Below are 23,619 nucleotides of genomic sequence, written 5' to 3' on the forward strand. Positions count from 1 at the left end.
GTGGCGCCGGCCGTTCCGGGCGTCTGCCGCCGTCAGTCGTTCGTCGGCCCGGCGGGGCGGACCGTCCGGCGTGTCCCGGACGGTGAAATTCACGGGGATCTCGGCCGCGAACCGCTGCCCGGCCAGTCCCAACAGACGGAGGAACGGAACCGAGGCGCCGTACCCCTCGTCGAAGGTCAGCCAGTCGAACCGCACTCCGTTTTGCCACAGCCTCGCCCATTGTAACGCGGCGATCCGCCACTTCGGACGGAACGGCAACTCGTCGGGGATTCCCGCCGCCCGGCAACGGGGCCGGTCGTCCGCCCACGACGCCGGAAGATACAAGTCCCCCGACAGGAGGGCGCGGAACGATCCTTTGGCCGCCCCGATGTGAACCGTGACGATGCCATTGTCCACTTTGCCGACGCAACCCAGATACTGCCGTTGCACGCCGGGCGTGCGGTCACCCCACTTGCGGCAACTCGTCTCGTCGATCACCCCGACCGTGCCGGTCCCGTCGTCCTCCGTCCCGGCCAGTTCCTCGGCGACCCGCCGTTGAAGCATATCCAACGCCCGGTCATGGTCCCACTTCGCGGTGACCAAAAATTCCTGCAAGGTGCGGACGGCCGTGCCGGCGGCCAGGGCGATCGGCTCGACGCTCTTGCGGTCCAGGTCCGACAGCAGGCCCCGGCAATACGTGTCAAAATGGGCCGCCGTCCGGGCTTGTTTGAAGCACGGACGAAACGGTTTGAGATAGTTGGCGAAGGCCGGTCCGAGGCCCGCGATTTCCTGCTCTGTCATGGGGTTCCCTCCCGATATACTCCTTATCGAAATTTGGGAACTCGCGCTGTACTGTTAAGCCGAATGACATACGCTGCGGTCTGGCTGAGCTGGTTGATCTTCATCTCGATAGCCCGGCATGCCCGTTCCCGATCAGACCGGTCAGTGAGTGATGAACGGTTGGGTCGAATGCTTGAATCCTGTGACCGCTAGAAAAGCGAGTCCGTGCGATGTGACAGTCCTCGCCCGTCCGACGGCCAGACCATTCCCGACGACCTGTCAGCAACGAAGGGAACCCAGTTCATCCATCGACTGCCACCGGGAACGCGATGGGACGGTTTTGTTTCGTTCCGTGGTTTCGTGTCGGATGCCGTGTCGCCTTGGCTGGCGCTCTGCTCGCTTCGGGTCGTATGGACCACTGTGACTGCCCGTGCGGTGATTCGTTGCTCAGACCGGCCCCGACGTCTGTGTCGGTGATTCGGGGTCCGCGAGGAGGCGGTCGGCTTGAAACCGTTCCCAAGGCGACGGGACCGCTCCGCCGGCCACCTTCCATCCCGCGTCGTCGCAGGCATGCATGCGGTCCCTGGACCATTGCCTCAACCGGGGGTGGTGTTCGTCCAGGAAATCAATCACCAGCAACCGGTCTTCCGGACAGCCAAAACCAGACTCTGTCTCCGGCGCTTCGGGCGACGACGCCAGGCTGGCGTTGATCAGAACGGTTGAGGGTGGCCCGGCGAATTTCGACTCCCCGACCGCCAGATGAACCCCGGAACCGGCCGCGTCTCGCTTCAAGGCAACCGAGACGCGGGGAGGGAGAGCGATCGGTTCTCCCAACGACCTGTCGCCAATCAATGGCAGTTCCGGCCGTAGGGCGAGGATCGCCTCTACATGGCCGAGACACCCGGCGCGAATGGCAGTCCGGCCCGTGAGCCGGGCCCCGGCCATCGCGGCCATCACCGGAAACTCCCTCCGAATCGCCTTGATGTCGTCCGTCTGGAACAGATCCTCCGGCCGGCTTATCAGGTGGTTTCAGGCCGGGTGATCCCAAAGACCCTCCCGCCGGAGGTTATCGTCCGGGAGATTCTTACCCGGCAACGGACTCTCGGAGACCGGCAGGAACACGGCGTCCGCCGACCGGGGGGTCGTGGCCATGCTGCCGCAGGACGATCTTGTCCCGGCAGAATACAGACGCCAACAGCGATTTCTAAACGGGCTCGGTGAGAAATCCAGGGGGAGCAACCCGAACAGACGGCATTTCCCGGCTCGGGGAAATCCCCGGTGGATCCTCGGGTTGGAGACGCAAACAACGCTTCCGGGCGGGAGGGCAAACCAGAAGTCACGACGGTCCATGACGAGGGCCTCCTCCCCCAGCCGCGCGTGGTCGGCAATGATCACCCGGGCGGTTTCATTCAGGGGAAGATTGTCGTCGAGGATCCGGAGCTTGTCCTCGTACGTTCGCAACCGGCCGCCCAGCGTCTAGGCCCTGGCCGTCGAGGCCGCAGTCATCACCAGCATGGCTTTCGGCCAGGCCCGGGCGGCCTGCCCGCCAACCGGGCCGGATCGACCCGGCTGGCGTCGTACCGGATCACCCCCGTTCCCGTCCCCGGACAAAATCCAGCATCGCCCGATCCGTCGGCCGGGGATGCCGATGGAGCCAGCCAAGGCTCGGCGTCGGCAGCACGGCAGGTCTCGTCCCCTCCGAAACCACGACGTGTCCATGTTTTTGCAACCAGTCAACGATCACGTCCTCAAGGCCCGCGTGTCCGAGCAGTCAGGTCGGTTTCCCGGGTCGGATCACCCGCAGGAGCAGGTGCGGGACAACGGTTCCGTCGGTCTCTGGGGAAAAGATGTGCAGACTCTTCCAGAGATCCGAGAAGAAAGGTTTGACCACGGTATGGATGCCGTGACAGTTGACGGTCACTTTCGCCTCCCGACCTGCTGTCGCCGTCGGAGCGGGGGATGGAAGATTTTCAGTTGGCATGGTCGTCTCCGTCGAAAAACGGGTTCGCATGGTTTCCGCCACGCACCCGAGGCACGAACGATCAGGGTGATCAACTCCAACAGGAAGGGCGACTCAAAAACGCCGCCTTTGGCCGGACGCATCGTACCCGAAACGTCCCTAGCAAGATCGTGGTTTCTGACATTCATGCCAATGATGCCGCCCGGCTTTCCGACGGCCTGAATGGCGGGGTGATGAACAACGACTACTGACGGCTTCTCGGTCGCCAAGTGAGCGACAAGTTGATGATGGTTGGTTGTCACGGCTGAAGTCACGCCGGGCGGCAAGGGACTTTCGGGGGCGGGTGTCTTGCCCGGGTTGCCGGACGGTTTGATCGCCGCATCTCGTCGTCGCGGACCGGCGAGGAGAGGTTTCTAATAAGCGCTTATTACCCCCTGCCGGATCTGCCGAACACGGCTGTTCGGACTGGTCAGGAAACCGGATCGCGAGTTCGGGAAACTGGCCGGATCAGGGGCAAACTCCCCTCCCTTCTCCGGCCAGCGATCTCGGTCACTAATGACCGGCAGTTGTTTGAAGGGCCCGCCGGATGCCGGGGCGGACAGACAGGGCGAAGAATTCATACAGAGACGACGAATGAAAAACGCAGGACCGTGACGACAACTCGGGCGGGCAATACTCGTGGCCGGCTGACAATGGCGGCGGGAAAAGGCTGTCCTTGCCCCGCGACGGGCGCTGCTCCTCCCGAAAGGACATTGGCGTGTCCATCCGGCAGGCCTGTTATGTGCGCGAGACTGTTCGTTGCCGGTCCGCGAAACAGCGACACCGGCTTGTCGACCACTGCCCGGTCTGGGCAAGGCATCGAATGCCCGGGAAGCCGCCGGCCTGCGGCAGACCGAACTCGAAGCTCGAATTTTCAAGGACATGGACAACAACCGGATTGCTGCGGCGACCGACATGATGGAGGGAAGCAGTGCAATATTCTTGGTCTTCCCGATCCCGTTGCGGCCGCACAATATTGATATTCGCTTCCGATTTGAATCCACAAAACAGGCGAGTACTGGAGTCGGAATATTTATCCCCGGCAAGGGGATGGCAAGATGGAGCAGCCGGCCCGGAACAAGGAAGTGTCGGACATAATCGCCAGGCGGAGCGAACCCTCCGGACTGACGTCGAGTCACACTCGTTGGAATAAATCGTCATGGTCCCACGGTTCCCAGATCGGGCGATCGTCGATCTGCTCCCGCACGCCGGGCGACGCCAAATGTCAGAAAACGGCGGAGCGGCCGCCCGAGGAGCGAGCGGTGATTTTTGGGGGAGGCTCATGACCTCGGTTGAGGTTGGGGCTGTGAAGCGGTCCGGCCATCGTGCCGGGATTCACTCGGATCATTTTGACAGCTCATTGTGGAAGCACGATCTCGGATGCCATATTTGCTCAATCCTGTCGCATTTCTTTGCCAGCCGTGTGTCGGTCGAATTGCCGGGTTTCTTGTGATGTCCGGCACTAATCAGTGATCAAATGAGCCGGATGAGACCGGTTCCCGAAGCAAATTCACGATGCGGGAGGGTGACAAACATCGGGCGGTCCCTGCCGACCCGTTTCCGAAAACGCCGGAATCAGCCGTCAATCCAAGTGAACGTCGCGACTTTTCCGGGACCTCTAAATCCGTGCGGAGTTTCCAAAACCGAAACTCAACCGCCTCCCAGGGGCGCGTCCTCATTTTAAAAACCGGCAGAAGTCCCCCGAATGTGCCACACGATTTGAGCCACTTTTGCCTGTTTACGGGCTTTTGGAGTCGGACAGCGTGTGTTTTCTCGTCTTCTTGGAGGTTTGTCAGGGCATTTTTGACAATTGAAAATCATCTTGGACCACTTCTGCCCCAAAGGATCGAGAGGAAGACAAAGCGTCAGCTGATGAAAGAAGGTGAGGGGCGAGTCAACTCTCTTGCGAGGCAATTCCATGTTCCGAGTAAGCGCTTACTCAAAGTTCAATAAACCCCCTTTTTGGAAAAGCATCCAACGATGAAACATTTCAAAAAGGGGCCTCAGAATACCCGCGTCACCTGTCATCCGGAGCCGTTCCACTTGATGTTGATATCCCGCATCCGCTGTTCCGGAGGACTGGCCTCGGCCGTGCCGGCGCTGATTTCAACCGACGATCCTCCAGCCAAATCTTAGGTGAGGCCGGGAGTAGGTGATGTTATTCTTCGTGACTTTCACCGCCCTGCGGATGGCGGACAAAGGGTTGGCTGTCGGCATTGAAAGCCTCGGTTTTCTTATTTGGACGGATAACCGGTAAAACCTCACTCGGTCACCGAAGACCATGCCGTCGGCAAGTGAAAGGTGGTTTGAATGCAGCTTCGCGAAGAAATGTTTGGAGTAGTCAGGAAATATTAATTTGAATCGGCTCATTGGATTGCTCTCCCTCCCTGATAATCCCGAAGAGCAAACGGTGTATCAAATTTACTTGCGGCTCTCCAAAGTATCTGATCGCGGAAAAAATCGCCTTTGATCGATTTGCTTCCCATGAGTCAATCGCCTCGACAATCCAGTCACCAGACGAGGGCTTGATATCGCCCCGTCAGGCCTCAGCAAGTCTGTCAGTCATCCTTGAGGTTTGGCGATCAAAACCTTGCCACCGTAACCTCGCCCGACCGTCCGGACCAGAAATTGAGCAGAGTATGAAATACCATAGCGTGGTTGAAAGCCGCCTTTCCAAAAATGAAAGCGAAGACCCTCACTCCAACCCTCTCCCGCAAAGCCGGGAGAGGGGGAAATCGGGGCTCTTTCTCCCGGCTTTGCGGCTGAGGGTTGGGTGAGGGGGCAACTCCACCGACCACCACACCAAAAGGAACTCCGCTATAATTCTCGGCGTTGCTTGCCATCAGCGTCCGGTCCCATCTCCCGCCCCAAGCGTCGGAGCGAGTTTTCCAAGCCCCTCTTCCCGCGTGTGCTGATGACAGCGGACGCAAGTGATGGTCATGTCCACGCAGGCCAGGGTGGCCCCGTCGATGTTTTTCGCCCCGGCTTTCTCGATCACCGTCTCGGCCGCCCGTTGGAAGTTATTCGCGTACAGTTCATACCCCGGCGTGTTGAGGGCCTTGCGGAACTGCGCCTGCTTTGAGATCCGCAGCAGTTCCTCGGCCCCCTTCCGCACCTTGGCGAAGTCGTTCAGAGTCAGCCCCTCCAGCAGAGTCTGGGACTCCTTCAGTTTGGCCGCCATCAGCGGGTCCGGTTCCCGCTTCTTCTTATCCTGGGATGCCGAGGGGACGGCCAGCAAGGGCAGCAGCAAGACAGAGCAAAGAAATCGGCGCATGGGAAGATTCTCCAAGGGGATCATTGCAAAAAGCCACGGTGATCACCCCGGCGGGGTGACATGCCGTTCGATTCGGGTGGCCTGGGCAGCCTCCCGACCCGTCATTTGCCCGATTCGGATCCTGTAGTACACGGGCGTGAGCGTCTCCGTCGGGTCGCAGCTGGCGCGTGCAGTCCAGGCCATGTCGCCCGGCTCCCACCACATGGGATCGGTCTTGAGAACCTGCCACGCCATGAGTCGCTCCTTGTCGTTACCCGGCCTCTCGGGCAACTCCTCGTAGCGCCCGAAAGCAATGACGCTTACCCACTGGTTGTTCGCGGCAACCTCGCCCGTCTCGACGCAGACCAGCGGATTGGCTCGCATCCACTCAACCTTTTGGCCAAAGGTTGTGAAACCATACAGGCACTCGGACGCCTCATGGAGAGCGAGGTAAACGGGAACGACGTATGGCTGGTTCTCGCGCGAGCAAGCCAGCCTGGCCAGCCTCGATCCGGCCAGCGCCCGGAAGCACTCTTCCCTGCTCATCTCACGGATCAACATCTCTCACCTCTGTCGGAATGTTTTCGACATCGCCTGACGGCCTGTCGCCGACATGTGTTTTCCGGCCTGGACGGCCGTTGCCACGGACGTGATGTCTTTGCGGGAGGTCGCCCGGGCAGAAGTCTCCGCAATCAGGTTCGCGGCGTTGCCCGTCTTCGTCTCGGAGGAGCGGCGACCTGATTTGCCGACTATTTCGCGAGGGGCGAACAGGGATTCGGCGAGGACGGTTTTCGTCGTGAATATTTGCGCCACACTACCGGAAGCCAGGTCGATTTCCGAAGTCTTGTCGCGTATTTTCATCCCGGTGATTCGCCTGATCCGCCCCGCTAGGCCATCGGTGACATCGGCGAACAGTCGCCGGTGGAACTCCCGAACCCGGGCGGCCCCGGCCGGGCTTCTCACAAGCGATTTTTCCTCGTCAGTAAGGGAGCCGTGTAGCGCGATCACGACCGTGTCCTCGATCATGAAAACGGCCGCCCATTCCCGTCCGTGCGACGTATGTCGCTTCTCGGAATCGCGAGCGGCTCTTGCGATTTTTTCACCGATGTTTTCTTGTGATTTGTCCATTGTTTCACTCCTGCGGTCGCTGACATGACATCGGCAACCCTGTCGGACTCGAACTGTTGAATTCCTTCGCGTGAGCCCGATGCAAAAGACCCGGCGAGGCGTTCGTCACCGGGACACCTCCGGACTTCGCCAACCTGCCGCGACATGTTCCGCCTGACCATTCCGGCGTGTCATTGCACGTGTTCGACGAGAAACCACACCTGCAACTCGTTCGTGCGAATGACATCGGAAACGATGAGGTCGTTGGTTCCCAGATCGCCGTTGTCCGCGGACACCCGGGCCATGGCGCGGGCCTCCAGGAGGAGGATTTCATGGGCCTGAAGCAGGCGGGCGATTTGAGTCGCCGAATCTTCGCGGCCCTTGGGGGCCTGCGGAATGAGCGTGGCCGCGGCCACATCCGCCGCCATCGCGATCGTGACTCCGCCGAGTGTCTGCACTCGTTCGGCCAGCAGATCGGCCAGTTTGGATTGCTCTTCAAAATGTTTGTCGAACAACAAGTGAAGCATGTAAAACGTGGGCCCAGACGTCTGCCAGTGATGCTTCTTACACAGATCCCGCATGGTGAGCGTGTCGGCCAGCAACTGGTTCAGGTTGTCGATGTTGAGGGCCGCCGCCGATTCGTCCAGGGCCAGCGGATTCCGGCGGGCCACATTGAATGATTGCGTCTCGGCCCGTGCGGACGGCACAACCGGTTCCTTGAGATGAGACTGGTCGACGCGGGTGATGGCTGAATTCGACATGGACGGACTCCTGTGTTGAAAGCGGGTATTTGGCGGCATGGAACACCGCGGCACGAATGGCTGGCGCCGCAAGGCACGCTTGTCACACCAGTTCGGGGACGGGCGTTTCGGGCAGATGCAATTGGGTTTCCAGGGCGCCCGAATAGCTCAGATTTCCCCGGGCATGGATCACTTCGTCATGAGTTCCGTGAACCACCAGCATGAACCGGCCGTTTTTCACTTCCGTCTCGTATTGAAGAACGCTGTCCCTGGGGATTCCGATGTTCGCCAGCGCGGCGCCGAGGGCGCTAAAGCCGCCAACGACGGCGGCGCCTTCAAGAGCGCCGACGATCCAGGCCACCAAGGGGCCGGCCACCAGCAACGGGCCGACGCCCGGAATCCAAAAGAACGCGGATCCAAACAACAATCCCCAGAACCCTCCCCAAAAAGCGCCCTGTTTGCCCCAATAAAGCATTCGGTCGCCGGTGTTGTAGTAGCCGACGACGTGCTCCTCCGTGTGGTAGTCCTTGCCCACAATCGACAGATTCTTCATGTCGAAGCCGTCTTTCTGCAGGTTGCGAATCGCCGCCTCCGCCTTCTCGTGCGATTTAAACACCGCGACGACTGAGTTCGTGATGGTCATCGTTTGGATCCCTTTTAGAAAAATGATGTGAATGAACAGGATGCGGGTCATTCCAAAGGAATTCTGGAATGATCCGCACCCGCACGATGGCCCGCCCGCTCGATTTCGCCTGGTCATCGTCTTCGACCCGGTTGATCAGTAGCGACCGGGAACGCCCGTGGGAAATGTTTTGTCATCAACCACGGCGATTACGCCTTGTGGCCCGTCGCCACAATGTTCTTGCCGGATTCGACGGCCGTGACCAAGTTCTTGTCGTCCTTGTGCGTGGTCAGCCGGACACATGTGCCGGCCTTCAGGTCCGTGGCTTTGCTGGCGTGACCGTCGCAGGTGACCTTGGCGTCCTTCGCCACGGTATGACAATGTTGCTCGCCTTTGCCACACGTGGTGGTGAGCTTGTCGCCGGCCACGCTGACGACCTTGCCGTCGTGCGTGTTCGAGGTGGATTCCTTCATGTCGTTCTCCTGAGTATCAAGTTGTTCATCAATGATCGGACGGTCGCAATATGCAAACGCCCCAAACAAATCCGTCACATCGAAGAGATGGTGGCTTGTCCTTCCGACGGAGAGGTCCGTTTCGATCTGCCACGGTCGAAACAGTTCGTCACGCCAGGGTCACGGCGATGTCGTTGCGCACCATGTTGACGCCCGGGGCGTTCCATGCGGCGGATCCGGCCGCGTCTTTCTCGCCCCATGTCCGAACCGTTCCGGACAGGGTCACCGTGCCGCCGTCGGCCGTCACCTTTACCTTGCCGGCGTCAATCTCCGCGTTCCGCACCAGGGCTTTTTCGATCAGCTCCTTGATGGAGGAGGGCTGAACGGGCGCCTTGATGGTGATGTCGTTCGAGACACCCTTCACCCCGGGCATGCAGCAAACGGAATCGCGGGCGGCGTTCCGCTGGTAGCCCCAACTGACCTGACCCTTCAGCGTGACCCATCCCTGGGCCACGTTAACCTGAATGTCACTCGGCACCCAGACATGCCACTTGAGGGAAGTGATGGCCGCCTCGGCGATCTCCGCATCTGATTTGACATGGACGCCGGAGAGCTTGATGGTGATCTCCTCGGCGATGCCCTTCACACCTTCAACACGCTGGGCCGCCCGCTCGACGGCCCATTTTTCGGCGTATGTGGCGACGACCCCGTTGAGCGTCACCACGCCGTTGGAGGCCGAGACCCCGATCTGAGCCGCCGTCGTGCTCGGCTCCCATTTGATCTCGTCCATGACATCCTTTTGCAATTGCGCGTCCGTCTTCATCGTGAAATCCTCTCTATGTGAATCAGGGGGCCATCCCCGGCTGACAAATCCGGGTTTGTGTGCCTGCATGATCATTCTGCCGATTCTCCGGATTCGGGCGGACGGGAGATCAGTCGGAAGCCGGTCAGGAAAAGTGACAAAGCCCGTGTGGGGATAAATTCCCTCCCGCCGGCCCGTCGCGCATTGGGTCAACAAGGAGCTTGTCAGGTTTTTCCTGACATTACTTGGCTGGTTTCTCTCACGCCGCCGGGGCAGTTTTCCCGTCCGCTGTCACGGGGGGAATCACGAAAATAGACACTGGCGATGAATCTCTGTCATCTGATCGATTCACCAAACAAGGTGTCCCATGGGTTTGCTTTTGCTGATTTTGATTGTGCTGCTGCTCGTGGGTGCTTTGCCCCGCTGGGGATACAACCGGAACTGGGGTTACGGTCCCAGTTCCGGCCTGGGGCTCCTATTGGTGGTCATCCTTGCTCTCGTCCTCTTGGGGTATATCCCACACACGTATTAAGGATCTCCCTCCGGCCCGGAATATAATCAAACATCAGAGTCTTTTCCGAGCCGTTCCTCACCATCCTAATCCAAATAATGGCGGTCGTCCGGCAGGCCGGAATCAGACCGAAGCGATTCGCACATGGGAATGAAGCCGGATTTCCTCCCGCCTATCGGAACGGGGTCAATCCTCATGCTCGCATCGACGCCCCTTCCCCGCCGGCCAAGGAGTCCGTTCAAGTGAGTCCGGATCGAGAACGCCCGCAGTCACCTCCCGAGTGGATCCAGGCGGCGCTGACCGATATCGGGACGGCAACCATCATCACAGATGCCTGCGGCCGGGTGCTTTTCATGAACGCAGTGGCCGAGTCCATGACGGGATGGCGGCAGACTGATGCCGCCGGCGAGTTGCTGGCGGGCATCTTCCGGATCGTGAACGAAACCACACGCCAGCCGGTCGTCGATCCCGTGGCCGAGGTGCTGGCCACAGGCAAGGCCATCGGCATCAGCAACCACATTGTGCTGATCGGCCGGGATGGCCGGGAGTGGCTGCTCGACGACGGGGCCGCCCCGATCCGCGAAGGCACGGGAGCCGTCATCGGAGTCGTGCTGGTGTTCCGTGACGTCTCCGAACGCCGCAACGCCGAGCGGGAGGTGGAGGACGCCAGGGCCTTTGCCGAGGGGATCATCCGGACAGTCCAAAAGCCCCTGGTGATTCTCGACGCGGAACTGCGGGTGATCGCGGCCAACAGGTCCTATTGCCAGATGTTTCACGTGGCATTGATCGAAATGGAGAGACTGTCGTTCTTTGAACTCGGCAACCGTCAGTGGGATATTCCGGCCCTGCGAACGCTGCTTGAACAGATCCTGCCGCAGGACAGTCATTTTGATGATTTCGAGGTAAAACACCCGTTCGAGAATCTTGGACAGCGGACGATGATTCTCAACGCCCGAAGGCTCCCCCCGGCGGGCCGCCGCCCCGAGTTGATCCTGCTGGCCGTCGAAGACGAGACCGACAGACGAAGCGCCGCCGAGACCGTGGCCATTTCGGAGACGCGTTACCGCCGTTTGTTTGAGACGGCCCAGGATGGCATTTTGCTGGTCGATCCGGACAGCCGGCGGATCGTCGACGCCAATCCCTTTCTCACCAGCTTGCTGGGCTATGACCGGGACCGGCTGGTGGGGATGGAGCTTTGGGAGATCGGACTGTTCCGCGACATCGAGTCCAACAAGACGGCGTTCCGGAAACTTCAGGCAGAGGGATACATCCGCTATGATGACCTTCCATTGCGGACAAATGACGGCCGGGAGATTGAGGTTGAGTTCGTCAGCAATGTGTATGATGTCGGTGATCAACGGGTGATCCAGTGCAACATCCGCGACGTGACCGACCGCAAGCGGGCGGAGGACGCCCTGCGGGCGGCGCATGCCGGACTGGAGGCGCGTGTGAGGGAACGCACCGCCGAACTGGCCCAAACGAACGCGGTCCTGAAGAATGAAATCACCCGGCGGGAAAGCGCCGAGGCGGATCGTCGCGAACTGCAACAAAAACTCACGACTGTCCAGGAGGACGAACGCCGACGGATTGCCCGCGAGTTGCATGACGAACTGGGTCAGTATCTGACCGCCATCGGGCTGGGTCTAAAGGTCGTCAGGGATGCGATCCCCGCGGCTTTCCCCGAAAGGGGCCGCTTGCAAAGCCTGCAATCCCTGACGGACCTGATCGGCCGGGAGGTTCATCATCTGGCGATGGAACTGCGACCCACGGCGCTTGATGATCTTGGCCTTGAGGTCGCCTTGGCGAACTATGCCGACGCCTGGTCCGAGCGATCGGGGGTCGAAATTGATTTTCACTGTTCCGGACTGGAGGGAGCCCGGCTCCCGGCTCCGGTCGAAACGGCCCTGTACCGCGTGATCCAAGAGGCGCTGACCAATGTGCTCAAGCATGCCTCGGCGGGGCGGGTCAGCGTGGTTCTCAGACGTTCGCCCGCTCAGGCGTCGGCCGTCATTGAGGATGACGGCCGGGGATTTGACATTCATTCCGTCACCGGAAACCGCCTGGGCATTCTGGGGATGCGGGAACGGATCGCCCTGGTCGGCGGGACACTGGAAATCGAATCAAGCTCCGATCACGGCACGACGGTGATCACCCGGATCCCGCTGTCCGACAATGAGGAAGGGAGGTTGTGATAACAACCTTGCGTGTGTTTCTGGCGGACGACCACGCGGTCGTCCGCGAAGGGCTGAAGGCCCTGATCAACACCCAGCCAGGCATGGAAGTGGTCGGAGAGGCCGCTGACGGACTGGTCGCATGTCTGCGGATTCCGGCGCTGAAGCCGGATGTGGCGGTCATGGATGTGTCCATGCCCGGCCTGACCGGATCCCAGGCAACCGCCCGGTTACGGCAGGAGTGCCCGACGGTCCGGGTGCTCGCCCTCACTGTTCACGAGGACAGGGGATACATCCGGCAACTGCTGGCGGCCGGGGCGGCCGGGTATGTACTCAAACGGGCCGCTCCCGAGGAATTGATCCACGCCATCCGGACGGTGGCGACGGGCGGGGTATACCTTGACCCCAGCATGGCCGGCAAAGTGGTCAGTGGGTTTGTCCGAAAGCCGGCGACCTCCGATTCTCCGAACGCCGAGTTGAGTGATCGCGAGACGGAAATCGCCCAAAAGACGGCGGCCGGGCATAGCAACAAAGAAATCGCCGCCCAGCTTGAGTTAAGCATCAAAACGGTCGAGACATATCGGGCTAGGGCGATGGAGAAACTCGGTCTGCAAAGCCGGGCCGACCTTGTCCGTTACGCCGTTCAACAGGGCTGGCTTCAGGATGGCTGACGCCTCCCTTTCCGAAAAAGCCAACACTTGTCAGGTTTTCCCCGGCGATCCATTTCGCATTTGTCCCGTCAATTCCGCCCCTCCTTCCGTCAGGCCCGCGAGTCACAATCGCCATAATTGGGTTTGAAACACGAAGGCACACCACTCGCCAATCCGTGCGGACATTGGAACCGGCCTGTTTGGGTCGTCTGAGGATCGGATGAACGGAATCGGGTCGTATGTGTTGGTGGTTGACGACCTCCATGACGCGGCTGACAGCATGGCGGAGATGCTTGCCCTCTGGGGGCATGCATCAAAGGCCAGATATTGCGGGGCCTCGGCCCTCGCGGCTGTTCGTGACCATCGTCCAAATTTGATCTTGCTGGATATCGGAATGGCCCCGATGGACGGCTTTGTGTTCGCCTCCCATGTCCGCCAGCTCTCCGGCGGTGATCGGACGGCCATCGTCGCGGTCAGCGGTCATTCGGGGAAGACTTTTCAACGCCGCGCCCTCGACCTTGGAATAGCCCATTACCTGCTGAAACCCGCCGACCCAAAGCTGTTGCGGCCCCTGGTGGGGAGGTTAATGGAAGAAGCCGGCCACAGGCGAGGCTTCTTTGAAAACCCGATTCGGAAAAAGCAGGCCTGTCATCTGGCGGCCGGGGGTTGATCCCTTTACCAACCACGAATGCCGCACGTGCCCGCACCATGAAGTCAAAATGGAAATTTGGGTGACGGTTCGGCAAGACAGGAGTCGCAATCATGTGCTTGAACCATGACACGCTGACGAAATGCGAACGAATCCATCCGATGGAAGAATATGTCCATCTTTCTCTGTTCCTCTTTGAAGGCGAAATCGCCGCATTGGACCGACAAGCCAAATTAGACGGGATGAGCATCGGGAAATTAATCCGACTCGAGATCAGGATTTATCTGTCGGACAGTCAAGTCGATAAGGACTTTGAAGATCAGTATGGCGATTCGCAAAACTATCCGAACTCCTGTTCTCCCAACGCCATGGAGGTCATGTTGCTTTTGCCCTCTGCCCGACTGGCGGAACTCGAGACGCTTGCCACAAAGCATGATGCAACGGCAATCGTGATCGTCCGGCAAATTATTCGCTGTTATCTTCTCAGGGAAGTACAGAGCCAACCTGCGCTAAAAAAACCGGCCAATACTGGCGGGCGATTGCCACCGATTATTTGCAATAAACCATCAGGGGGAGGCATGTGATGTCCGTCGATTTGCACGCAGAAGCGGGCGGGAAAATTCTGATCCTGAACCTGAGAGACAGGCTCACGAGCGAGGACTACGCGCACTTCACCCCTGCGGTCGAGCAGGCCGTCAAGGAGAATGGAAAAGTCCGAATTTTGGTCCGGATGCACGACTTCCACGGTTGGACCCTGGACGCCGTGTGGGAAGACGTGAAATTCGATTTGCGCCACATCTCGCATATCGAGCGGTTGGCCCTGTCAGCGGAAGCGGGGATGGCGGTCTTCTGCAAACCGTTTACCACCGCCAAGGTCCGTTACTTCGACCAGTGCAAGACTGACGAGGCCGAGGAGTGGATTCACGGGGAGATTGCGCAAACGAGTCAGCGCAAGTGATCTCTGCGAAGAGTATTCGTACCCGGAAGTGTTTGAAGAGTTCGACATGCGAAACACCAGAGGATTACAACCATGCCATCGCAAGCTCCGACGAAAAATGATGCATACGCCCGCAACGCCTCCAATGACATCACCAGTCAGCCCGATCCCATTGTTGCGGATCGACAATCACTGATCGATGACCTCAACCACGACCTTGCCGGCGAGCTCCAGGCCGTCGTCATGTGCATCCAATACTCGGCCAAACTCACAGGGCCTCACCGCCGGGAATTGCGAGCGCTCTTCCAGGCCGAAATCGCGGACGAACAGGGACACGCCCAGTTCCTCGCGGACAAGATCGCGTCCATGGGGGGCGAACCGACGACTGTGCCGCGTCCGGTTCCGAAGGCCGACCATCCGAGGGAAATGCTCGAACACGCGCTCGCGGCCGAGCGGCAGGCAATCACGAACTACACCGAGCGATCGCGGCAGGCGGAGACTTGGGGGGAAGTCGGCCTCAAGGTGAGCCTTGAGAGCCAGATCGTCGACGAGACCCGGCACAAAGAAGAGCTCGAGCGTGTCCTCGCCGGCTGGGATGAAAGCTGAAAACATCACCTCGCGCAAGCGAGATGTTAGCGGTCCCGGATTTCTTGGGGCTGGTGACATGAGATGCCGTGGTGCTGAGAGAAAAACTGCGATGAAGGCGCGGCTGCTCGCGCGAAAGTTGCCGACGACAGTCACTAGGCTGCCGACAAGTCGTGTCGGGTACGTGCCCAAGATTGCCGGGAGATGATTCGGCATTTCGACGACGGACATGCGGAATCCGAGATTTGAGTGGATTCAATCAACTGTGATAAATTGGCAAATGAAACACCGCCATTTATCACATTTTTGTGGAATATTGAAATGCAATCATTTAAACGATCTGTGTCGTATGCCCTGCTGGTTTGCGGGATGACAATCATTCCAGCTAATCTACGCGCGGCCGATCCGGAACTAACTGCCGGCCATGTCACCGCAACACGCAAGTCGATTGAGAAGACTTCCGGTCTGTTGGAGAACCTGCAAGAGGATATCGTTGAAGAGCTGTCCGGTGAAAAAGAGAAATCACTCTTCCGCCTGGCTGACAACGTCGAAAGCGAACTTCAACTTCTCGACAAGACAGTGTCGAACAAGAACCCAACTCGACAAGCCCTTTATCAACAATTTGACCGAGTCGACGCGAGAGTGGCCTTGCTCGTCAAGGCGACCTCCGAACTCACTCCGAACAGGCCGCTTATCGCGAGTATGGCCGAACGTATTCGCGTCCAGAGCGACGACTTGCACTTCTTGCTTTCCACCGGCGACATTTCAAAGGAGCGACAGCGGCAGGTTTTGGCGAGACAAGCCAAATCGATGAAATCCGCCGCAAAGCATTTCGCGGCGGGAGCCGATTACGCGATCCTCGGTCGACCCGGCCACGCCCCCTTCATCGACGCGGTCAAGAAATTCGCGGAGAAATGCGAATCATTCGAGAAGACAGCGGGCGAAAATGATGTTGAGAAATGCAAAAAAGAGTTCTCCATCCTGACTGACGCATGGAGAGAGGCAGTGGAAGGATTTCGACTCCTCCTTCCAAATGAGGATTACCACATTGCCCGGCTGGGTTTTCGCGTCGATCAATATCACCGCCGAATATTCGATCTGTTGAAAATGCCGGGCAAACGCCCGGAACTTACGCTTAACTTGTAAAGTCAGCCGGAAATGCGATCCAGTGTCGGCCTGCGCGACCGAGTAATCCGGGAAAGTGGAATCATGACAGGAATATGTTGTTTCTGTCCGAGAATCCGAGCACCCCGACAAAAGATGACTGAGGAACCACGTGATGTCAAATACGAACTCCGTCGTCGCGATATACGCCTTGCATGGCAAGGCTGTTCAGCCGCGGGATTAATCACTGCGTGATGCAATACGAGACCGAAGTCAAGAACGGCAAACTGCTCCTGTTCGCCCATGGCACGGCCGACAATGTCGAACGAGCCCGCAAACTTTTGAGCCGGTCCGAGGCCGCGATCACGCGCATTGCGCGCCGAATCGGCCACCGTTGGCGCATGACACGAAGTCTCCGGTTTACGACCATCCGTTTTCTCGGGAAAGCAAGGCAACAGCCATGTCCACGAAAAAACGAGATCCACTCGCGGATCGCACGTGCCTCACTGAGATTGGAGAGTGACCGATCAAGAAACCAGCTCTCTGACTTCCGAAAGACAGTGACGATGACCGTGCCCGGACGATTCATGTCATTGACTATGACCTTTGGGAACGGGCCGGGAGACCGGACCACAACGCGGCCCAAGAGGAGTGCTGGGTCGAAGCGGAGAAAGAACTGACCGCCGCTCGGACCTCGTTGTGACGGCGTCCATTTCCGCCTTTTGACGCGAGACCGGAAGCCCCCCTGTGGGAAGTCGGGGCGGCAAAAGAGGAGTCGGGGGCCGTAGTGTTTGGAGATTGATTGGAGATTCAAAGTCCGGGTATTTTGCCCGGCCGGAATCAATAGCTGCCTCGAGCAGCACAAAAGGTGTTAGTGTGATGTTGCGAAAGATGATGTGTGCCCTGGTGGTTCTGGGCGGGTTTGTGAGCCTTGCGTCCGCTGACAAGGACGCGACCGACCCGAAGGCCAAAGAGGCCAAGATCACCAAGGTGGACCCCAAGGCGAAGACCGCGACGGTCAAGCTGAAAGACGCTGACAAAGACGTCGAGAAGACGTTCAAACTGGCCGAAGAGATCGAGTACATGGACAGCACGGGAAAGGTGGCGACCATCGACATCTTCACCGAAGGAGACATGGTGTTCCTGGTCGAGAGCGAGGGCCGGATCACCAAGATGAAGAAGCACGACAAGGAAGCCAAGATCACCACGATCAACGCAAAGAAGCACACCGCGACGGTCAAAATGAAGGCCGAAGGCAAGGACGTCGAGAAGACTTTCAAGCTGGCCGAAGACATCGAGTACATGGACAGCACGGGAAAGGTGGCAACCGCCGAGATATTCACCTCGGGCGACACGGTGATGCTGGTCGAGTGCGACGGTCAGATCACCAAAATGAAAAAATGTGACAAGCCGGTAATCCCCGCGACCCCGAAGGTCAAATAGTCGTCGCGAAGTGAAACGGGGAGTGACGGAATACCCCCCGGCGAACGTCGGTCCGGACGGACGATGCGTTCGGCCCGGAGCCGATTTTCTCTTTCCAGAACGATGAGGCAGTCATCACGGAACATGCTCGAAGTCTCACGACGGACAGATCTGCGACGGTTACTGCTCCGGAAGCAAGGAAGGCAATTGAGTCGCTTGCCGTGGGAATGGCAAATCGGATCGCCTCCCACGCATTTTGGACACGGGACGCAAAGCGAGGCCGAACAATCAAAACCGAGGAGATTGAATGATGACCGATACGGAGTGGCTCCTGGACTTGTCCGCCACCGCCTTGTTGAATAGTCCGGCCTTGGCGGCGTTCACCGGACGGGTTTCCGATTTGGGCGAGGGCCGCCGGACAATCAAGGCGGGCCTCGACGAGTCGGTCCCGGTCCCGGTGCCCACTGCGGCCTTGTACGAACGATTCGCCTCTCGCTGGGAGGCCGACTTCGCGGACAAATTGCTCTCGGCTTTTTGTTTCCAGTTCGGCGGACACAAGGATCGGTCGGAAGGCTCCGACGGGGGTGTCCGATGACCGTCGCCCAATCGGACGCGCTGGCGCTCTTTGGCGTCACGGGCGACCTCGCCCACAAGATGACTTTTCCGGCGTTGTATGCGATGGAGAAACGGGGCGAGTTGAATGTGCCCGTGATCGGTGTCGCCTTCCCGCCATGGACTCCAGACCAATTGCACGCTCGGGTGCGGGACAGCATCACTCGGGCGGGCGGGATCGACGACACCCTCGCTTTTGACCGGCTCCTGGGACGATTCAATTATGTGAGCGGCGACTACAAAGATCCCGCAACCTTCGCGAAACTCAAGGGCAAGCTGGGAAAATCTTGCCGTCCGGCGCACTACCTCGCCATCCCGCCCTCATTGTTCGTGACGGTCATCGCCGGACTCGGCTCGGCGGGGTTGGCCGATCAGGCAAGAGTCATCGTCGAAAAACCGTTCGGCCGGGACCTGGCCTCGGCGCGGGAACTCAACCGCGTCGCGAGGTCGGTGTTTCCGGAAGACTCGATTTTCCGCATCGATCACTTCCTCGGGAAGGAAGCGATCATGAACATCCTATACTTTCGATTCGCCAACTCGTTCCTGGAACCGATCTGGAACCGCAACCACGTGGCCAGCGTGCAGATCACCCTCGCCGAGAATTTCGGGGTGGAGAACCGGGGGGGCTTTTACGAGACCGCGGGCTGCCTCCGGGACGTGATCGAGAATCACCTCTTCCAGGTCGTCGCGCTCCTGGCGATGGAACCGCCGGCGGGACGGGACTTCGGCCTTGTCAATGCGGAAAAGACAAAGGTCTTCCGGGCGATGCGCCCGCTGACTCCCGCCGACCTGGTGCGCGGCCAGTACGCCGGATATCGGGACGAGGCCAACGTGGCGCACGATTCGGACGTCGAGACGTTCTGCGCCGCGCGACTGTTCCTTGACTCGTGGCGGTGGGCCGGGGTGCCTTGGTATCTCCGCTCCGGCAAGTGTCTGGCCCGAACGGCGCACGAAGTCTTGGTCGAGTTGAAGCCTCCGCCCCAGGCGCTCTTTGGCGACGCGAACCCGACGACCGGCCGGGCCAATTATCTGCGATTCCGCCTGGCCCCCGATTCCGCCATCGCCATTTCGGCCCGCGTCAAGCGCGCGGGCAAGGAGTTCGTCGGCGACCAACGCGAACTCTTCCTGTCCGAAGAACTCGCGGGTGTGGAATCGCCATATGAGCGACTCCTGGGCGACGCCCTGGCAGGCGACGGCGCACTCTTCACCCGCGAGGACGCGATCGAGGCCGCCTGGGCGGTGGTCGATCGCGTCCTCAAATCCCACGACCCGTGCCATGCGTACGTTCGAGGCAGTTGGGGTCCGACACAAGCGGACGATCTCATCGCTCCGGACGGCATCTGGCACAACCCCGTGCCCGAGGTGGTGCGATGAACATCAGCCCGTTGGCCGGGAAACCGGCCGAGCCTTCGATGCTCGTCAACGTGCCGCGCCTGGTCACGGCCTATTTCGCCGAGACGCCCGACGTCTCGGAGCCTGCGCAACGGGTCGCGTTCGGAACCTCGGGGCACCGAGGATCCGCGTTCGACAGGGCGTTCAACGAGTGGCACATCCTGGCCATCAGTCAGGCCATCTGTCAGTATCGAAAGCAGAAGCAGATCGACGGCCCGCTATTCGTCGGCGCGGACACGCACGCCCTTTCGGAGCCGGCCCTTGCCAGCGCGCTGGAGGTGCTGGCGGCCAACGGCGTCGAAGTCAAGCTTGCGAAAGGTGACGAATACACGCCAACCCCGGCCGTGTCTCACGCGATTCTGACGTACAACCACGGACGAAAAACCGGGCTGGCCGATGGCGTCGTGATCACGCCCTCGCACAACCCGCCCCGCGACGGCGGCTTCAAATACAACCCTCCCCACGGCGGGCCGGCGGAGCCGTCCGTCACGGACTGGATCGGAGCGAAGGCCAACGAGTTTCTCGCTAGTGGCCTGCGGGGCGTGAACCGGATTTCGCATCGGCAGGCGCTGAGCGCCGCCACGACGCACCGGCACGATTTCCTCAACGCCTACGTCGCGGATCTCGGCAATGTGATCGACATGAAGGTCATTCGCGGAGCAAACATCCGCCTGGGGGTTGATCCGCTCGGCGGCGCCGGCGTTCACTACTGGGAGCCGATTGCCGATCGCCACAAGTTAAGCCTGACGGTCGTCAACGAGGCCGTCGATCCGACCTTCCGGTTCATGACCGTCGATTGGGACGGCCAGATCCGTATGGACCCATCCTCGCCCGATGCGATGGCCCGGATGATCGGCCTGAAGGACCAGTTCGATATCTCCTTCGCCTGCGACACCGACCACGACCGGCACGGGATCGTGACCAAAAGCGCGGGGCTTCTCCCGCCCAATCACTACCTCTCGGTCGTCGTTCGTTACCTCTTCCAGCACCGGCCGAACTGGAGCGAGGAAGCCGCTGTCGGCAAGACACTGGTGAGCACCCAAATGATCGACCGGGTGGCCGCCAAGCTGGGCCGGAAGCTTTGCGAAGTGCCGGTCGGGTTCAAATGGTTCGTCGACGGCTTGCTCGACGGTTCGCTGGGTTTCGGCGGCGAGGAGAGCGCGGGGGCAACGTTCCTCCGTCGTGACGGGACCGTCTGGACGACGGACAAGGACGGCATCATCCCGGCCTTGCTGGCGGCGGAAATCACGGCCCGGACGGGTCGCGATCCCGGTGAAATCTACCGCGACCTCACGAGCGAGTTCGGCGGGCCGGCTTACGACCGCGTCGAGGCCCCGGCCACGCCCGCGCAAAAACAACTGCTGGCGAAACTCTCCCCCCGACAGGTCAAGCTCACCGAACTGGCGGGGGAACGAATCCAGAGTGTTCTCACCCGCGCGCCAGGCAACGACGCTCCCATCGGCGGGTTGAAGGTCGTCGCTGTAAACGGCTGGTTCGCGGCTCGACCCTCGGGGACCGAGAACATCTACAAGATTTACGGCGAGAGCTTCCGCGGGACGGACCACCTGCGCCGCATCTTGGAAGAAGCCCAAACGATTGTCGACAATGCGCTGGCTGTCGTCCCGGAGCGTGAAGGCGGTCTCAAGTCGCCGGCCCCTCACGAGCAAACGGTCCGTGAAGCCGAGGATCGGTGGCGAGACGAAGGGAATCCGAACTGATCCGTTCGCGTATTCGGCCCGGAGCCCGTTTGGAGAAGCAGTGATGAGCCAACAAGCACGCGTCCGTTACCCGATCCACAGCCTGCCGCCCACCGAGATTGAGAGTCACGGTCCCTTCTCGCGCATGAACTCACCGGACGCCGAGTGGTTCCTTGTCGTGGACTTGTCCCGCGAATCGCCCGACGGCCTGATCGAATCGGTAGAAGTGTCCTGTTGCGAAGGCCAAAACACTTGCCGCCTTGGCCATCGAGCAAGCATCATTCCGCTTGCTCGATGAATCGCTTGTATTACCGGAGACCAAATGGCTGGCACGACTCGGATCACGACTTTGTTCTTGGATATCGGCGGCGTCTTGCTCACCAACGGCTGGGACCATCACGCGCGCCGTCGGGCGGTGGCGAACTTCAACCTGGAATGGGACGAGGTGGAACCGCGGCACCAGTTGAACTTCGCCACGTTCGAAGAGGGTAAGCTCACGCTTCAGGAATACTTGACGCGGACGGTGTTTTACGAGGATCGACCGTTCACTCGCGATCAATTCTGGGAGTATATGACAGCCCAGTCGCAACCGGATCCCTGGATGCTCGACCTGGTGGTTCGGCTCAAGGCCCGGCACAAACTGAGGATCGCCGCGATCAGCAACGAAGCTCGTGAACTCAATTCGTATCGCGTTCGCAAGTTCAAGCTCGATGAACTCGTGGACTGCTTCATGTCTTCCTGTTTCGTCCACGTCCGCAAACCCGACCTGGACATCTTTCGGCTGGCGCTGGACATCGCCCAGACGCCCCCCGGGCAGATCGTCTACATCGAGAACACCCCGCTGTTCGTCCAGATCGCCGAAGGGTTGGGGATCCCGAGCATTCTTCACACGGACCACCAATCGACCCGCGAAAAACTGGCTTCGTTCGGACTGGAAACCAATGAAGGTGTCAACCATGCAACCAGCTAACCCGCGAATTCTCACGATCAACGGAGGCTCGTCGAGCATCAAGTTCGCACTGTTTGAAGGCGGCGACTCCCGGCGGGTTGTCGAGGGGGCGATCTCCCGGATCGGATTGTCCGAAGCCACCCTTCGAGTGAAAGGCGCGAACCCGGCTGACAATGTTTCCCTGTCCTTGTCGGCGCCGGACTACGCCGCTGCGGTGAGTGTGTTGATGAGTTGGGTCGAGGGACACAACAAGAGGGATGCGCTGACTGCGGTTGGGCATCGCGTGGTGCATGGCGGACCGAAATACCGCGAAGCGCAGCGAATCACAGTGGTGATGGTACGGGAGTTGCACGAATTCAGTCCGTTCGATCCCGAGCATATGCCCGAAGAACTCCTGCTGATTGAGGCTTTCCATCGCCGTTTTCCGGACCTACCCCAAATCGCCTGTTTCGACACGGCTTTCCATCACGACCTGCCGCGTGTGGCCCAGTTGTTGCCGATCCCGCGCCGTTATGAGGCGCAAGGCTTGCGTCGGTACGGGTTCCACGGGCTGTCGTACTCATCCCTCATGGAGCAACTCGTTTCCCAGGGCGACCCGACGGCGACAGCCGGCCGGGTGATTCTCGCGCACCTTGGCAGCGGCGCGAGCCTGGCGGCGGTGCGTGATGGCAAATCCGTCGATACCAGCATGGGATTTACCCCGGCCGCCGGCGTGCCAATGAGCACCCGGTCCGGCGATGTCGATCCGGGGTTGGTTTGGTATCTGGCTCGCACCGAGAAGATGACCGCGAAACAGTTCAACGAGATGGTCAACGCCCGGTCGGGATTGCTCGGGATATCCGAGACGAGTTCGGACATGCGTGATTTGCTGGCGTGCGAACCGCGGGATGTGCGGGCGGCCGAAGCGGTCGGGCTGTTCTGTTATCAGGTCAAGAAATGGATCGGAGCGTTCGCGGCGGCGCTCGGCGGCATGGACACACTGGTGTTCGCGGGCGGCATCGGCGAGAACTCGCCCCCCGTCCGCACACGGATTTGCGATGGGCTGGGGTTCCTCGGCATCGAACTCGACGAAACGCACAACGCGGAGAATCGAGCGGTTATTTCAAAGGCGGCCGGCAGGGTTGCGGTCCGCGTGATTCACACAGACGAGGAACAGATGATCGCCAAGATGGTTGGTGCCGTCGTCAGCCTTAACTGAAAAAGGGA

26 protein-coding genes are annotated in these 23,619 nt (G+C 60.0%); 17 read left to right on the forward strand and 9 right to left on the reverse strand.

All coding sequences use genetic code 11. The features are described 5' to 3' along the window. Both BGIM_RS56400 and BGIM_RS0146605 read right to left on the reverse strand, forming a co-directional pair. On the reverse strand, window positions 1–780 hold a 780-nt coding region (locus tag BGIM_RS56400), incomplete at its 3' end, for an IS701 family transposase (protein ID WP_020476428.1). A gap of 426 nt (window positions 781–1,206) precedes the next feature. Then, window positions 1,207–1,713, reverse strand: coding sequence for a hypothetical protein (locus tag BGIM_RS0146605; RefSeq protein ID WP_020476429.1), 507 nt, complete (start codon window positions 1,711–1,713; stop codon window positions 1,207–1,209). A gap of 1,005 nt (window positions 1,714–2,718) precedes the next feature. Here BGIM_RS0146605 and BGIM_RS0146615 point away from each other — a divergent pair. Further along, entirely contained in the window at window positions 2,719–2,970 is a 252-nt protein-coding gene (locus BGIM_RS0146615; RefSeq protein ID WP_020476433.1) for a hypothetical protein, read from the forward strand. Between the two features lie 547 nt (window positions 2,971–3,517). Then, on the forward strand, window positions 3,518–3,856 hold the full coding sequence (locus BGIM_RS64455) for a hypothetical protein (RefSeq protein ID WP_157369993.1): 339 nt from the start codon (window positions 3,518–3,520) through the stop codon (window positions 3,854–3,856). A gap of 1,744 nt (window positions 3,857–5,600) precedes the next feature. Here the strand turns inward: BGIM_RS64455 and BGIM_RS0146645 are convergent. The 7 genes from BGIM_RS0146645 to BGIM_RS0146680 all read right to left on the reverse strand — a co-directional run bounded on the left by BGIM_RS0146645 (window position 5,601) and on the right by BGIM_RS0146680 (window position 9,755). Then, a complete protein-coding gene (locus tag BGIM_RS0146645; protein ID WP_020476438.1) occupies window positions 5,601–6,032 on the reverse strand; it encodes a hypothetical protein in 432 nt (143 codons plus the stop codon). A 42-nt stretch (window positions 6,033–6,074) separates the two neighbouring features. Then, window positions 6,075–6,572, reverse strand: a complete 498-nt coding sequence (locus BGIM_RS0146650; protein ID WP_020476439.1) for a pyridoxamine 5'-phosphate oxidase family protein — start codon at window positions 6,570–6,572, stop codon at window positions 6,075–6,077. Between the two features lie 3 nt (window positions 6,573–6,575). Further along, entirely contained in the window at window positions 6,576–7,139 is a 564-nt protein-coding gene (locus BGIM_RS59635) for a Na-translocating system protein MpsC family protein (RefSeq protein ID WP_020476440.1), read from the reverse strand. A 170-nt stretch (window positions 7,140–7,309) separates the two neighbouring features. Then, window positions 7,310–7,879 (reverse strand): Dps family protein, encoded by a 570-nt coding sequence (locus BGIM_RS0146660; protein ID WP_020476441.1) that lies wholly within the window; start codon window positions 7,877–7,879, stop codon window positions 7,310–7,312. An 82-nt stretch (window positions 7,880–7,961) separates the two neighbouring features. Continuing rightward, window positions 7,962–8,501 (reverse strand): general stress protein, encoded by a 540-nt coding sequence (locus BGIM_RS0146665; RefSeq protein ID WP_029632159.1) that lies wholly within the window; start codon window positions 8,499–8,501, stop codon window positions 7,962–7,964. A gap of 188 nt (window positions 8,502–8,689) precedes the next feature. Continuing rightward, complete coding sequence (locus BGIM_RS0146675) at window positions 8,690–8,953, reverse strand: hypothetical protein (protein ID WP_157369994.1); 264 nt, start codon at window positions 8,951–8,953, stop codon at window positions 8,690–8,692. A 148-nt stretch (window positions 8,954–9,101) separates the two neighbouring features. After that, on the reverse strand, window positions 9,102–9,755 hold the full coding sequence (locus BGIM_RS0146680; protein ID WP_029632161.1) for a BON domain-containing protein: 654 nt from the start codon (window positions 9,753–9,755) through the stop codon (window positions 9,102–9,104). Between the two features lie 346 nt (window positions 9,756–10,101). On the opposite strand from BGIM_RS0146680, the gene BGIM_RS68595 reads away from it, so the two are divergent. From BGIM_RS68595 to BGIM_RS0146760, 15 genes are all read left to right on the forward strand, one after another. Further along, complete coding sequence (locus BGIM_RS68595; protein WP_020476446.1) at window positions 10,102–10,266, forward strand: DUF3309 family protein; 165 nt, start codon at window positions 10,102–10,104, stop codon at window positions 10,264–10,266. A 221-nt stretch (window positions 10,267–10,487) separates the two neighbouring features. Further along, window positions 10,488–12,437 carry a PAS domain-containing sensor histidine kinase gene (locus tag BGIM_RS0146690; RefSeq protein ID WP_040892410.1) on the forward strand — a complete coding sequence of 650 codons (1,950 nt, stop codon included), beginning with the start codon at window positions 10,488–10,490 and terminating at the stop codon, window positions 12,435–12,437. Continuing rightward, window positions 12,437–13,087, forward strand: a complete 651-nt coding sequence (locus tag BGIM_RS0146695) for a response regulator transcription factor (RefSeq protein ID WP_157369997.1) — start codon at window positions 12,437–12,439, stop codon at window positions 13,085–13,087. The genes BGIM_RS0146690 and BGIM_RS0146695 overlap by 1 nt, the downstream gene beginning before the upstream one ends. A 199-nt stretch (window positions 13,088–13,286) precedes the next feature. Next, a complete protein-coding gene (locus BGIM_RS56410) occupies window positions 13,287–13,736 on the forward strand; it encodes a response regulator (RefSeq protein WP_020476449.1) in 450 nt (149 codons plus the stop codon). Window positions 13,737–13,876: 140 nt separating this feature from the next. Then, window positions 13,877–14,299: a hypothetical protein gene (locus tag BGIM_RS0146705; protein ID WP_157369995.1), complete on the forward strand. Its 423-nt coding sequence runs from the start codon at window positions 13,877–13,879 to the stop codon at window positions 14,297–14,299. Beyond that, on the forward strand, window positions 14,299–14,673 hold the full coding sequence (locus tag BGIM_RS0146710; RefSeq protein ID WP_020476451.1) for a SpoIIAA family protein: 375 nt from the start codon (window positions 14,299–14,301) through the stop codon (window positions 14,671–14,673). Before BGIM_RS0146705 ends, BGIM_RS0146710 begins: the two co-directional genes overlap by 1 nt. 72 nt (window positions 14,674–14,745) lie before the next feature. Continuing rightward, the gene (locus tag BGIM_RS0146715) at window positions 14,746–15,258 is read left to right on the forward strand and encodes a ferritin-like domain-containing protein (protein WP_020476452.1); all 513 of its coding nucleotides are present in this window, start codon (window positions 14,746–14,748) and stop codon (window positions 15,256–15,258) included. Between the two features lie 300 nt (window positions 15,259–15,558). Then, complete coding sequence (locus BGIM_RS0146720) at window positions 15,559–16,383, forward strand: hypothetical protein (RefSeq protein WP_020476453.1); 825 nt, start codon at window positions 15,559–15,561, stop codon at window positions 16,381–16,383. An 837-nt stretch (window positions 16,384–17,220) separates the two neighbouring features. Beyond that, complete coding sequence (locus tag BGIM_RS0146730) at window positions 17,221–17,784, forward strand: hypothetical protein (protein WP_020476455.1); 564 nt, start codon at window positions 17,221–17,223, stop codon at window positions 17,782–17,784. A gap of 286 nt (window positions 17,785–18,070) precedes the next feature. After that, the gene (locus tag BGIM_RS0146735; RefSeq protein WP_020476456.1) at window positions 18,071–18,358 is read left to right on the forward strand and encodes a hypothetical protein; all 288 of its coding nucleotides are present in this window, start codon (window positions 18,071–18,073) and stop codon (window positions 18,356–18,358) included. Then, window positions 18,355–19,749, forward strand: coding sequence for a glucose-6-phosphate dehydrogenase (gene zwf / locus BGIM_RS0146740; protein WP_020476457.1), 1,395 nt, complete (start codon window positions 18,355–18,357; stop codon window positions 19,747–19,749). The genes BGIM_RS0146735 and zwf overlap by 4 nt, the downstream gene beginning before the upstream one ends. Continuing rightward, window positions 19,746–21,485 carry a phosphoglucomutase (alpha-D-glucose-1,6-bisphosphate-dependent) gene (pgm, locus tag BGIM_RS56415; protein ID WP_020476458.1) on the forward strand — a complete coding sequence of 580 codons (1,740 nt, stop codon included), beginning with the start codon at window positions 19,746–19,748 and terminating at the stop codon, window positions 21,483–21,485. The genes zwf and pgm overlap by 4 nt, the downstream gene beginning before the upstream one ends. A gap of 43 nt (window positions 21,486–21,528) precedes the next feature. Further along, the gene (locus BGIM_RS0146750) at window positions 21,529–21,762 is read left to right on the forward strand and encodes a hypothetical protein (RefSeq protein ID WP_020476459.1); all 234 of its coding nucleotides are present in this window, start codon (window positions 21,529–21,531) and stop codon (window positions 21,760–21,762) included. A gap of 24 nt (window positions 21,763–21,786) precedes the next feature. Then, a complete protein-coding gene (locus tag BGIM_RS56420) occupies window positions 21,787–22,434 on the forward strand; it encodes an HAD family hydrolase (RefSeq protein WP_020476460.1) in 648 nt (215 codons plus the stop codon). Next, window positions 22,421–23,611, forward strand: a complete 1,191-nt coding sequence (locus BGIM_RS0146760) for an acetate/propionate family kinase (protein ID WP_020476461.1) — start codon at window positions 22,421–22,423, stop codon at window positions 23,609–23,611. Before BGIM_RS56420 ends, BGIM_RS0146760 begins: the two co-directional genes overlap by 14 nt. Window positions 23,612–23,619: the final 8 nt, after the last annotated feature.

The organism is Zavarzinella formosa DSM 19928 (genome assembly GCF_000255705.1).
GTDB classification, from domain to species: Bacteria; Planctomycetota; Planctomycetia; order Gemmatales; family Gemmataceae; genus Zavarzinella; species Zavarzinella formosa.

What these genes read in the sequence shown, in the direction of transcription:
- BGIM_RS0146605 (WP_020476429.1), bottom strand. Translation starts at nt 1,713, where the DNA reads ATGGCCGCGATGGCCGGGGCCCGGCTCACGGGCCGGACTGCCATTCGC.
- BGIM_RS0146650 (WP_020476439.1), bottom strand. Translation starts at nt 6,572, where the DNA reads ATGTTGATCCGTGAGATGAGCAGGGAAGAGTGCTTCCGGGCGCTGGCC.
- BGIM_RS0146660 (WP_020476441.1), bottom strand. Translation starts at nt 7,879, where the DNA reads ATGTCGAATTCAGCCATCACCCGCGTCGACCAGTCTCATCTCAAGGAA.
- BGIM_RS0146760 (WP_020476461.1), top strand. Translation starts at nt 22,421, where the DNA reads ATGCAACCAGCTAACCCGCGAATTCTCACGATCAACGGAGGCTCGTCG.
- BGIM_RS0146710 (WP_020476451.1), top strand. Translation starts at nt 14,299, where the DNA reads ATGTCCGTCGATTTGCACGCAGAAGCGGGCGGGAAAATTCTGATCCTG.
- BGIM_RS0146720 (WP_020476453.1), top strand. Translation starts at nt 15,559, where the DNA reads ATGCAATCATTTAAACGATCTGTGTCGTATGCCCTGCTGGTTTGCGGG.
- BGIM_RS0146675 (WP_157369994.1), bottom strand. Translation starts at nt 8,953, where the DNA reads ATGAAGGAATCCACCTCGAACACGCACGACGGCAAGGTCGTCAGCGTG.
- BGIM_RS0146665 (WP_029632159.1), bottom strand. Translation starts at nt 8,501, where the DNA reads ATGACCATCACGAACTCAGTCGTCGCGGTGTTTAAATCGCACGAGAAG.
- zwf (WP_020476457.1), top strand. Translation starts at nt 18,355, where the DNA reads ATGACCGTCGCCCAATCGGACGCGCTGGCGCTCTTTGGCGTCACGGGC.
- BGIM_RS0146615 (WP_020476433.1), top strand. Translation starts at nt 2,719, where the DNA reads ATGGAAGATTTTCAGTTGGCATGGTCGTCTCCGTCGAAAAACGGGTTC.
- BGIM_RS0146645 (WP_020476438.1), bottom strand. Translation starts at nt 6,032, where the DNA reads ATGCGCCGATTTCTTTGCTCTGTCTTGCTGCTGCCCTTGCTGGCCGTC.
- BGIM_RS0146750 (WP_020476459.1), top strand. Translation starts at nt 21,529, where the DNA reads ATGAGCCAACAAGCACGCGTCCGTTACCCGATCCACAGCCTGCCGCCC.
- BGIM_RS0146680 (WP_029632161.1), bottom strand. Translation starts at nt 9,755, where the DNA reads ATGAAGACGGACGCGCAATTGCAAAAGGATGTCATGGACGAGATCAAA.
- BGIM_RS0146705 (WP_157369995.1), top strand. Translation starts at nt 13,877, where the DNA reads ATGGAAGAATATGTCCATCTTTCTCTGTTCCTCTTTGAAGGCGAAATC.
- pgm (WP_020476458.1), top strand. Translation starts at nt 19,746, where the DNA reads ATGAACATCAGCCCGTTGGCCGGGAAACCGGCCGAGCCTTCGATGCTC.
- BGIM_RS0146735 (WP_020476456.1), top strand. Translation starts at nt 18,071, where the DNA reads ATGATGACCGATACGGAGTGGCTCCTGGACTTGTCCGCCACCGCCTTG.
- BGIM_RS56410 (WP_020476449.1), top strand. Translation starts at nt 13,287, where the DNA reads ATGAACGGAATCGGGTCGTATGTGTTGGTGGTTGACGACCTCCATGAC.
- BGIM_RS0146715 (WP_020476452.1), top strand. Translation starts at nt 14,746, where the DNA reads ATGCCATCGCAAGCTCCGACGAAAAATGATGCATACGCCCGCAACGCC.
- BGIM_RS68595 (WP_020476446.1), top strand. Translation starts at nt 10,102, where the DNA reads ATGGGTTTGCTTTTGCTGATTTTGATTGTGCTGCTGCTCGTGGGTGCT.
- BGIM_RS59635 (WP_020476440.1), bottom strand. Translation starts at nt 7,139, where the DNA reads ATGGACAAATCACAAGAAAACATCGGTGAAAAAATCGCAAGAGCCGCT.
- BGIM_RS0146730 (WP_020476455.1), top strand. Translation starts at nt 17,221, where the DNA reads ATGTTGCGAAAGATGATGTGTGCCCTGGTGGTTCTGGGCGGGTTTGTG.
- BGIM_RS56420 (WP_020476460.1), top strand. Translation starts at nt 21,787, where the DNA reads ATGGCTGGCACGACTCGGATCACGACTTTGTTCTTGGATATCGGCGGC.